The 10,689-nt window shown below is 33.9% G+C and carries 12 protein-coding genes; 3 read left to right on the top strand and 9 right to left on the bottom strand.

What is annotated here, in order from left to right; translation table 11 throughout:
* Positions 1–313: 313 nt before the first annotated feature.
* On the bottom strand, positions 314–463 hold the full coding sequence (locus LIS78_RS31230; RefSeq protein WP_098197342.1) for a YjcZ family sporulation protein: 150 nt from the start codon (positions 461–463) through the stop codon (positions 314–316).
* A 356-nt stretch (positions 464–819) separates the two neighbouring features.
* Here LIS78_RS31230 and LIS78_RS31225 point away from each other — a divergent pair, with 356 nt between their 5' ends.
* Complete coding sequence (locus LIS78_RS31225; protein ID WP_252285844.1) at positions 820–1,212, top strand: hypothetical protein; 393 nt, start codon at positions 820–822, stop codon at positions 1,210–1,212.
* A 65-nt stretch (positions 1,213–1,277) separates the two neighbouring features.
* Here the strand turns inward: LIS78_RS31225 and LIS78_RS31220 are convergent, their stop codons facing one another.
* The 4 genes from LIS78_RS31220 to LIS78_RS31205 all read right to left on the bottom strand — a co-directional run bounded on the left by LIS78_RS31220 (position 1,278) and on the right by LIS78_RS31205 (position 6,398).
* A complete protein-coding gene (locus LIS78_RS31220; protein ID WP_252285843.1) occupies positions 1,278–1,985 on the bottom strand; it encodes a DUF421 domain-containing protein in 708 nt (235 codons plus the stop codon).
* A gap of 819 nt (positions 1,986–2,804) precedes the next feature.
* Complete coding sequence (locus LIS78_RS31215) at positions 2,805–2,981, bottom strand: aspartyl-phosphate phosphatase Spo0E family protein (RefSeq protein ID WP_252285842.1); 177 nt, start codon at positions 2,979–2,981, stop codon at positions 2,805–2,807.
* Between the two features lie 564 nt (positions 2,982–3,545).
* Positions 3,546–4,964, bottom strand: a complete 1,419-nt coding sequence (gene mobV / locus LIS78_RS31210) for a MobV family relaxase (protein ID WP_252285841.1) — start codon at positions 4,962–4,964, stop codon at positions 3,546–3,548.
* Positions 4,965–5,402: 438 nt separating this feature from the next.
* A complete protein-coding gene (locus LIS78_RS31205) occupies positions 5,403–6,398 on the bottom strand; it encodes a DUF3231 family protein (RefSeq protein WP_252285847.1) in 996 nt (331 codons plus the stop codon).
* Positions 6,399–6,967: 569 nt separating this feature from the next.
* Here LIS78_RS31205 and LIS78_RS31200 point away from each other — a divergent pair.
* Together LIS78_RS31200 and LIS78_RS31195 are read left to right on the top strand one after the other, a co-directional pair.
* Positions 6,968–7,108, top strand: a complete 141-nt coding sequence (locus LIS78_RS31200; RefSeq protein WP_252285846.1) for a GIY-YIG nuclease family protein — start codon at positions 6,968–6,970, stop codon at positions 7,106–7,108.
* Between the two features lie 48 nt (positions 7,109–7,156).
* Positions 7,157–7,336, top strand: a complete 180-nt coding sequence (locus LIS78_RS31195) for a hypothetical protein (protein ID WP_252285845.1) — start codon at positions 7,157–7,159, stop codon at positions 7,334–7,336.
* A gap of 157 nt (positions 7,337–7,493) precedes the next feature.
* On the opposite strand, the gene arr is transcribed toward LIS78_RS31195, so the two are convergent.
* From arr to LIS78_RS31175, 4 genes are all read right to left on the bottom strand, one after another.
* The gene (gene arr / locus LIS78_RS31190; RefSeq protein WP_097812968.1) at positions 7,494–7,910 is read right to left on the bottom strand and encodes an NAD(+)--rifampin ADP-ribosyltransferase; all 417 of its coding nucleotides are present in this window, start codon (positions 7,908–7,910) and stop codon (positions 7,494–7,496) included.
* Positions 7,911–8,087: 177 nt separating this feature from the next.
* Positions 8,088–8,600 carry a DUF3967 domain-containing protein gene (locus LIS78_RS31185; RefSeq protein WP_176544085.1) on the bottom strand — a complete coding sequence of 171 codons (513 nt, stop codon included), beginning with the start codon at positions 8,598–8,600 and terminating at the stop codon, positions 8,088–8,090.
* A gap of 765 nt (positions 8,601–9,365) precedes the next feature.
* Entirely contained in the window at positions 9,366–9,944 is a 579-nt protein-coding gene (locus LIS78_RS31180) for a MarR family transcriptional regulator (RefSeq protein WP_098400036.1), read from the bottom strand.
* A gap of 235 nt (positions 9,945–10,179) precedes the next feature.
* Positions 10,180–10,689: a helix-turn-helix domain-containing protein gene (locus tag LIS78_RS31175; protein WP_098400035.1), complete on the bottom strand. Its 510-nt coding sequence runs from the start codon at positions 10,687–10,689 to the stop codon at positions 10,180–10,182.

The following is a 10,689-nucleotide window of genomic DNA, read 5'->3' as shown; positions in this document are numbered from 1 at the left end:
TATACTAGCCTCCACTTCTACTTTAAAAGTATAGTACTAGTATTCAAATGCAAGATGATATTTCCTGTTATAATTTTTTAAGCCTGCATAGTTATTTTAATCTTTGAGCAAACTACGGAAGAAGTATTGTAGGACTTTACTTACAACCTAATTTTATTTATCAGTAGAAAAAGCTATCTTCCCCAAAGATAGCTTTTTCGCTTCATAGTTAACATAAAACGTATTATCAGCACTTGCTAAGTGTATACAGAAAAGGTAAATAAAAAAAGCTAGCATCTAGCCAACTCTTTTTTAAACAAATTAGATTTAATGATTAGCATCCTCCACCAAAGCCGCCAAAACAAGAAGCTCCGATAATAATTAATAGAATAAAGAGGACAATAATTAAAGCAAAACCACTGCCAAAACCACAGCCGCCTCCGCCGTAACCATATCCGCCATAGCCGCAACCGCCAAAGCCCATATTTTCACCCCCATATATGTTTAATACTTCTAAGATATGCATAAAAAATTAAAATGCTCGCCTATACTTTGGACTGGTAGAAATAATAAGATTTTTGTAGATATATATAAACCATTTAGATTAGTTTACATAGAATGAATGAACCATAACATTGAATCCCGGTAGATCAGTTACCCTCCAGAACGGATTTACAGTTGTTAAAAACAAAAAACTCCCTGCCGCCTGGGAGTTTTTCTGTTTTTTTAGATGTATATCATACATATGTTTAGTTAGCATAATGGGTTTTATCAGAAATCAATATTAAACATAATATATAGATAAATATAATAGAACTCCACTAACGGAGGTGAAAATAAATGGGGACAAAAAAAGACGATAAATATACAGAAAACGAAGAACTGAAATTAAAATTTGAAAATGTAATCGCAACTGGGGTTTGGATTAAAACCATTGGCCAAATTATTGAAACAATTGGGGTATCAAATTTATTTTTAATAAATGAAGATCCATCATCTGGTAATGAAAAGGTGGTATCTGCAGTTTGGATTGAAACAGTCGGCCAATTTTTACAGACTATAGGAGTAACACAACAAGTTGGAGCAATGAATGAACAGGTAACATTCAAAGCTCAAGAACTTGAAATAATCGGGGTTTCCCTCAAATCCTTTGCACATGCTTTAGAAGCTATAGGTGGAATTGAAATACTTCAAGAGGAAAAACAAACAGATATACTGGATTTTATACCTTAGAACAGTTATATCTGTTTGTTAATTTTCTTGAAAGACAGTTTACACATACATCTGAGACTTCATAATTACTTATATAAAAACACGTTTATCTTGCCATTCTGATCATCCATAGTTGCTAATAAAATATTCTTTATATCTAAACTATGTACCGTTCTAATGTGATTTTTTAACCAATTTTCATCTTTACCAGTCTGTTTTAATTCCTCAAAATCAATCTTCCCATCTTTAATAATTGTTATAGGAAAAGAGAAAGACTTTGTCATTAGCTTCATATCTTTAGGAGTTAGTGTTTGATACTGAGATTCTAAAAAAAACGATATAGTACCATCTGATTCCCATAATGCTAGAGCAACTTGTTGAATATCATGGATTTGTTTTTTTCTTAATTCTGTTAATAAAACATCAATAGGTATCCTAGCTTTAGTTAGACCTTTATAGAGTATCTTCCCATTTCTTATAAGAGGAAAAGGCGACGGATCAACAAATTTTGTGAATCTTAACCACTTAAGACTTAAAAATACTAAGATAAGATATAAAATAACTAATACACCTATCGTTATCATAGAACCCTTCATTCCTAAATGTTGATCTGACAAAGGATGAGCAATAATATTGCCTATTGATAAAGCCATTATAAAATCAAGTAGCCTTAACTGAGACAGCGATCTTTGTCCCATTATTTTAGTAACAATGAGTAAAAAGAAAAAAGAAATAACTGCTCTTAGAATCCATTGAACTGCAGTAAGTGATTCTTGACTATAAAAAAAATCCAATACATTCACATCCTAAGTGTTAGTCGAAAATTTTAATAAGCATCAACTATTAGCTACTAATTATTTACATAAAAGTATCTATCTTATACAAATGAGTAATTTCTAATACTTTGAGCAAACTACTTAAGATGTCTGAACAACGTCTTCCACTGCAACCTTATGAAAAAGAAAGCTGTCCTCCCTGGCAGCTTTCTTTTTTTAGATTATCTAAGAATAAAATTCAGTAGTTTAAGCAAACTAAACAAGATGCCCTCCGACTCGGCATCAACCAACAACTACAGCTTAAAAACAGAAAAAACTTCTGAACAGGTCACAGGAGTTTTTTCTGTTTTCAGACTGTATACGCTATACATAATTAGTTGACATAATGCCTCTTTCCGGAACACACATCAAAAAAGAACCCTTGTCGCAGAACGGTTCCGCCGAGGGTTCTTTTTCCGGAGTATGCAACTTTTTATACATCCTTGATTTATCAACGTTTCCTCTCGGGCTGAGTGACAAATAGATGAATAAAAAGCGCACCTTTTATTCATATGCTAAAACAAGAAAAATATATATTTATTGGTAAAATATGATATAATTTAATCGCTGTAGCATTCATTCTTCAACGAGTGTGAATCCTAGAAAGCCACCTCATCTCCAATGCCATTAAAGATGAGGTGGCTTTTTATTTTGTGACTTTTTAACCTCGACAAACTATGGATACATGAGGTATTTTATATTTGCACATGTTTCACCTTTTATCAATAATAAATAGAAACCACACATGTAAGAAAAGCCCCCAATTAAGTTTGAGGGCTTTTCTTATATTTAATAGAACTACCTAATCTTTTCTAACTCATTTAACATCTCATCAATAAATTGACTAATTTCCACTGTATTTTTACTTGTAAAACCCTCTTCAAATGCCGTTTCAATCAAAGATTTTCTCTCTTTTTCAATCTCGACTGTTAAAGCTTCTTTTAAGATCACTTTATGAGACTCCAATACCCCCATCACCCATTTACTTTTAATGGCAAAACTAAAACAAGGTTAATCACTCTTAGAACGATTAGATTAACCTTGTTCTAGTTTTGATTTTTTACTTTTATATGAATATCTTACAATATACAAATGTCCTTGTACAACGGAACTTTATCTTTCTATTTCTTGCTCTTTCCTTCTCATTTAACCTCCCGCAGGAAAAATATAGTATTTATGGAAAAAAGATGATAATATTGATTTGGAGCTATTTTTTCGTTACTTGTTATACGTGTGAACCCTGTAAAAAAGCTATTTCATTTCTATGCAAAGCCAATGCCCATAGAAATGAAATAGCTTTTTTTGTGTATATAAAACTATTCATTTTTACTCGAAGCTTTTAAAAAATAGTTTTTATAAAAGAAGGAGAAATTTCATGCTAACTAGATACGAACTCCTATTATTCAACAGAGAACTCTTATACTTAATACAACAACATTCTAGCTGTACTGATTCTAGTTTGAAGGAGACCTTATTAACTCAAATTGCCCTTATGCTTAGTGTTCTTAATCAAACGTTTTAAAGCATTTATTGATATTATCATCTTTCAATTTCTTGATCTTGCCTTTTATTTCTTTTTTGGACTCCAGCTACATGTTGAAAAAACGAGATCTGCTTCATCTTCTCGACATTCTTATCTATCCAATTCAATGCTTTTTCCTTCCAAGCTTTCAATGTCTTATTCTCTTTCTTTAATTCATTAACTTGCTGATTGGCTTTATCAAGATCCTCTTTTCGCACATAATTTTCTATATAGTCAACATTCATCTTCGTCAGGGTATCATTCGCTTTATTTGCCTGTACAAGCTCTCTTTTCGTTTTCTCATGTTTCTGCTTCTCAATCGTTAAATCGTCGCTTAAAGAGCTTATATGAGCCTTATATTCGCTATCTAGTTCTCTTTTAAGCTCTTCTTTCAATTTTTCTTTCTCATTCTCAGAGAAATCTCGTATCAACTTCTGCCTCATCAAATGCTTCGCCTTTTCCACTTCTCTCTCTTGATGAACAAGATGCATACTCAAATCTTCTCTTATACTCTCTAATTGCTGTGTTAACACCTTATTCTCTTTCATCATTTTCTCAACTTCTTGGCTTAATGCATTTGTACGCTTATGCTCGGCCGCCAGCTTCTCCTGCAATTCTTTTGCGAGATCAACGACACAATGAAAATCATCTTCTTCGACTTTCACTTTTGAACCAAGCATACCTTTACTTACTTCAATTTCAACAGATTTACGACAAAGCTCTTCAATACTCTGATCACTACGTATATCAACTAATCCCTCTTCCTTTAGGTTCCGTAAGTTATCCATTCTTTGAATCTCTTTTTCCTTGAAGATTAGTTGTTGGTCTAAGTTGTTTAGCTCTTTTTGTCGTTCTTCTTTCTTAAATTCATGAACACTTTTATGCTGAAGCTCGCTCGGCTCGCCACGCTCAATGTCATAACCACGTTTGTTCATGTAGTTATGAAAGTCATCCTGAATTCGACGAATCTTCGTTTTGCCATGAAAATAGTCTTTCGCGGCCAAGCGTCGATCTTCCGTAATTGGTACAAAGCCCACGTGCATATGTGGCGTTGATTCATCGTTATGTACCGTAGCATATAAAATGTTCTGCTGACCATACTTGCCAGCTATATGGTCCAGTGATGCTTCAAAATATTTACGCTGCTCGTCTGGCGACATCGCATGCATGTATTCCGGACTGGCCGACACAAAGAACTCTGCGACCAGGACCGCATCATTCCGAATTTTTCGTTTCACACGGGTGGTCGTCATCTTCTTAATTTCTTCATGGTACTTAATTTTGTCCTCATTCACAAAGTCATAGTTGAGCATCGTTTTGTTTGAATCGATATCTTTATTTTTACTGTTCTCGCCTTCTCGTTGGTTGTGTTTCTGGATACCTAATATTGCGTCTTTGTGGAACTTTTGCATGCGGATAATCCCATATTTGGCCATCCCTCAATCCCCCATTTCGACCACTGTTCTTAGGTCCAGCATACCACAACTTTAGATTTGGTGTAACGCACTACACCAATTTTTCACCTTCGGTCAAATTGGGAGCGCGCTCTACGAGGTGGCGGTCGGAGTTCCTCCCTGTGTTTGGCTCCGCCAAAACGAAAAAAAAGACATCCTAAACGGATCCCCTTTTTCGTTAAGACCGTGGACGCCGTCCACCACCTGTAAGGGGAACTCTTCCCCTTAACCCCATTCGAAAAACTCCCCCAACCCCCTCACTTTTTTGAGGGGGCTCCCTCGCCGGTTGGCGTCAAACAAACTCGTTTGTTTGAGTGCCAAGAGGGTCTTGGCGTAGTGACATTGTCAATTCCTTAATGCTCCCTACGGTCCGCTTACCATTGACAATGGCGGAATTTAGAATGCTACTTCTTTTTATAGTTATAACTCAGTTCGATCATTTGCTTCTGGTGGCTTTTCTATCCATCCTCTTTCAATCATAATATTTCCCCAACTGGTAGTAAGTTTTAAATCTCTTAGAATCGATGCTTCACAGTGTCCTACTACATCAATTCTCATACTGACAGACATAGTAACCGAATAATATATCATAGCTAAATTAAACATAAATCCGGCATGAAATAGCATTAATTTATCTGAAAAAGGTGCGATCTTAGAATTTGTAACTTCTCTGTCTAATAACGGTGGGGTATGGAGACCTCCTTCATGTAACAGTGAAGAAAAAAGACCTATATGCTTATTAACTAAATTTAAACCATCCTCCATAAACTTACGTATTTTTTTATCTTGGGTTACCTGCTGAAATCCGAGAAGAATAGCTTTTGCTGAAATACTTTTCTTTAAATCAGTATATATATTTCCTGCCTCCATCGAATTTAAAGGTCTTTTCTTTCCCAATATATCCATTGCATATCCTAATTCTGTTATGTACTCGACACCTTGGGGCATTGAAAAATAAGGATCTCTTTCATAAAGGCCCTTAGATAAGAGAATATCAATTGATCTGTTATAAACATCCATCGCGTCCATGTTACATTGATAATAAAGATCCCTAATATCTTTCCGAATAGAACTACTAAATGACATGCTATGTCCTGATAATCCATGAATCGTCATAACATGTATGTAATGTAACCAAAGTGAATCCGTGAATAAAGGTGGAGCTTCCAAATTTACATCTTTATCTGTAAAACCATTTGGTAGAGGGAAATTTTCTGCATTTAAGATTTTTTTTAACACTTTGAGATGTTTTTGAGATAGTTCTAAACAAAATCCAAAAAGAGAATGAACTTCAGGATCTTTAACAGTTGCTAATACATATTTACTGATGCAAATTGCCATCGTTTCCCTCATATATTGAACCCACAGACTTGTAATTTCTGAAGAGGTTAATCTAGTATCATTTTTCTTATTCAAATTACTTACCTCCATAGCATATAAACCATATTGTTTAGTTTGCCCTGGAAGTATTTATTTATGAAAATAAGCGTATCGGCTGCCGCTTCGCACCCAATATGCTCATTTGAAGATACGTCATAGTAGCTTGGCCGCTGTAAAAAATAAAAAGCAAGAGGATGCCCTTTTGCTTTTTAAATAAACATTATTCATTTACACATCGTAGGTTGGTCAATCGATAGAATAGGCTGTTCAACTTTGGCATTTGTCATTTGTTCCTGAACAAAGATCCATATAGCAAGGTTGATCACGACGGCCATCAGTAGAAAACTTCTATTTTTACTAATAAAGGTTTCCCCCTTTAAGTCATAGTCACAACAAAGGCCGCCCATTATGTATAAATCTATAAGGCGGCCTTCATTGTATGTATGCTATATGTTTATTCTTAAATCGATCCCTTTATCTTTCATCATTCAATATTTTTTATAAAAATTGTTGGTTTAATTATATGTATTGTAGCAATTCATCCCCAATATCCTATATTTTACATATATAATAAATCAAAGCTTAGTATTCAAGGAGGTTTTCCCATGCCAATTGAAAACGATAGTATTCAGCATAGATATATTTATGTTTTGAAATTAGAAAATCATAATTACTATGTTGGACAAACCAGTAATGACACAAAGAAACGAATAAAAAAACATTTTAAAGGTCGAGGATCTGCTTAGACAAAGAAACATCCCCCTCAAAAAATTAAAGAGATTATTGATTTAGGAATGATAACCTTTAATAGAGCCGAAGAAATTGAAAATTTATATACAATTCAATATATGAAGAAATATGGATGGGAAAAAGTGAAAGGCGGATTTTTTTGTATGACAGATCAAGAAGCACATCTAACAATTTTAAAAAACCATAAGAGAATGAGTAAGGTTAAAGGAATTGATTTTATTTAATATCTCCAACAATTTATAAATGCTACGTCATATTTTGTTCTAAACCTTTATATTTATAACATTTATAGCCATAACAAAGGCCGCCATTATATATCAGTTTATAAGGCCGCCTTCATTGTTCATCTGGCATTTAACTGAGGTTTAAATAGTATGAGAATCAATCGTATATTACATTTTTTCCTTCTTCACTTAACTTTTTTAAGGATGTAAGCATATGATTTATTTCTTCATCAGAGTGTCTTTCCCATGAACCTAATTCAGCCACTATTTTCAAGGGAGATTTAGATCTATAAGAACGTGTTGGGTTTCCAGGGAATTTTTTGTCAGTTAAATTTGGATCATTTTCAAAATCGCCTAATGGTTCTACAACATAAATTCTCTCTTTTGAATTAGACCTTGCTAATTCAGCACCCCATTTAGCAGCGTTTAATGTTCCAGTAAAATAGATATGGTTAGATTTTTTATCCTGATAATTGGATAAGTACAATGGTTCAAGCAGGTCTCCGATTTTCAGTTCTGCTTTAGTACCATGAAAAAATGGACCAGGATCTAAGACATTCTTTTTGTCATTCATATAGCCACACCCTTTATACTTTTTGACTTGCGTATAACAGTATAAGGCCGGACATGAGTAGAAAAACAGTCTATAAATAATTTTCAAATAAGGTTATAATAAAAGTAGAGATTAAGATGTTATCGGAAACAAACCATTTAAATAAAAAAGGACTGCTAACTAGCTAGCAGTCCTTTTTTATTTCCAAAATTCCCACCACTTCTTTTTTTCCTGAGCAGCAGCAAGTTGCTTTCTCGTTTCCTGAATTTCACGTATATGACTCATGCTTTGCTGATCCATACGTTCTACAAGCTTTTTATTAAATTCCATTTGTTCATGTAATTGTTTTTTTATTTCTTCAATACTTTGAGCCATATCATCAATTTTATCTTTGAACTCATGAGCTTGAACGGCCATTTGTGCAGGTTGCATGGGGGGCGTTCCTTGCCGTGCACCATAACGCTCAACTACTTCTAAAGATGCTACCTCTTTGGTTTTTCTTTGAACTTTTACGAGTTGCTTAAATAGTTGTAAAGCATTTAAGTCATGTTTAGTGAAAGCCCGACTATCATTCTCTCCTTTAACAAACTTATAACCCGTGGCCTCTAATTGGATACACCACTTTCTTAAAGTACTATCTGATACCTCTAGTTTCTTTGCTACTTCACTAGTCCAATAAGCTGGTTCTTGGCCAAGCTTTGCATCTGACATGCCGTTCCCTCCCGTGCACGCATATTTATGTAAATAGTTATATTTCTCATCTAAAATGTCCTTTAAAGAATAACAAAGAACGCCCCCCATGCACATCTTTTTTTTTGCGTGCACGGGGGGCGTTCAACCCCAGTCAAGTACTGATATACCAATGTTTACAAGCTGTATTATTTGATTAAATTATAACTTTATTAAAAACAGATGCACGCCCCCCGTGCATGCTATTCACTTTAATTTTGAGTTATAACTTTACTCGTGCAACCCCGTTCGTTTTGGGGTGGCGTGCTGGCTAGGGGTCCGGGGACTAGTCCCCGTTTGTGTAATCTATTTTTATTAAAATTACCAACTATGGACGGCTGCTCTGGCGGTTCGGCAGATATAATGGCCGTCACAAGCCGATCATTTTAAACTTCGTTTTGGGTATGTTCGGCTTGGCGATATAACCAACTCTGCCGAAATTTGAAATGCAAGGAGAAAAGAGTGGAGATTTTTTAAGTGTTTTTCTTAAAAAATACTACTCGAACCTTGCATGAAAAATAGCCAATTCAGTTTCTTTTTTTTACACGAAAAAAATATAAAAAGACCCTTGCAATTCTATCAGCGAATTGCTATTTAATATAGAGTGAGAAGAGAAGACTTTTTAAACATGGCTTTAACACTTGATACTAAAGGATTTTAGTCTAATTCCGTAGTAATGAAAAATCATTACTTTCGTAATGAAAAATCATTACTACGAAAACAAAAAAAGAACCTTGTTACAGGTTCTTAAAATAGTCTAATAGGTAGATTTTTTAATTCTTTAGGTGTTTTTCTAAACATAGCTTTTAGTGTACCATTTATGTTGTCTTTATCTCCAGAAAACATAATGTGAGGATTAATAAATAAAGCATATGCTCTGACATTATTATCTTCTATTCCGCTTTCTGACCTTGCTAAGATACCTTTATCAATCAAGCCTTTTATAATCGGATTTATATTTTGTTTCTTTTTTCCTAATATTTCTGCAAGATCACTTTGAGTAACGGGAAGTGAATTAACTTGTCTAGAATCATTAACTATACAGTTAGAAGAAAATTCAACATTAGGAACTAAATCCATTAAAAAGTTTTTCTCTGCAGTAGTTAAGTATTTTATATCCCTTAAATATAAAATATTTTCTTGAATCAACTGTACAAACCTCACTTTATTCTTAATTTTTCTTTCCGGAACCAACTTCATTCCCTTTGAATTAGCTTTGGCTTGAAGTTCGTTTGCATAGTTTAATTCTTCTTCACTTAGAACTTTACCGTTTTCAATTTCTCGTAATCTAGCTTTTTTTTCGGCTTCTTGCAATGCTTTTTGCATTTTTAAATTCCTCCATTTAGTAGTGGAAGGAACTAACCTAATTGTGTTAGAATACATTTATAAAGTTATGTAGTTGAAGGTTAATCCCTTCTTAATATTTTTTAGAGAAAGTCCTCGGAGTCGTCGAAAACTTGAGGGCTTTTTCTTATGTCTAATTTTCTACCAAATCCTACATTTTTGCAAACCCTATTTGTAGAATAAGCAAGAAAACTCACCTAAAATGTAGGTGAGTTTTTTACTCTAATAATCCTTTTTCTTTAAACACTTTTCTCAAAGCTTCATTTACCAATTCAGATTTATAACTTTTAGGAACTCGATCAATAATACTTAAAACGTCGTCATCAAAATAAAATCCTCTATATACTCTTTTAGAACGGTCTTTTGGATTCTGCAGCAAGATATCAATTGCATCTACTTTGCTAGCATTCGTACTAGCTTTTGGAAAGCTAGCGCTAGTACTTTCACTTTCATTCACATGACTAATACTAGCTGCTACTTCACTATTGGCTTGCTTTTGTTCTGCTGGCACTTTACTATTTTTAGAAATAAGGGTATTAAAATCAACTTCTAAAGGTTCTGGCTCTTCCCCAACATAACGATAAATACTTTGCTTACTGTCCCATTCATATCCTAGTTTCTTAATTCTTAATTGGATGGTACGAGTACTTACATCATACTGATCAGCTAATTCTTTAATTGTGATTTCTTTCATCATAATTCCATTTAACATCTTTTTTACCAGCAT

The sequence above is a fragment of the Priestia megaterium genome (genome assembly GCF_023824195.1).
Taxonomy (GTDB): domain Bacteria; phylum Bacillota; class Bacilli; order Bacillales; family Bacillaceae_H; genus Priestia; species Priestia megaterium_D.
The sequence above is the reverse complement of the archived record's forward strand: the minus strand, read 5'-3'. Positions and strand labels throughout refer to the sequence as shown.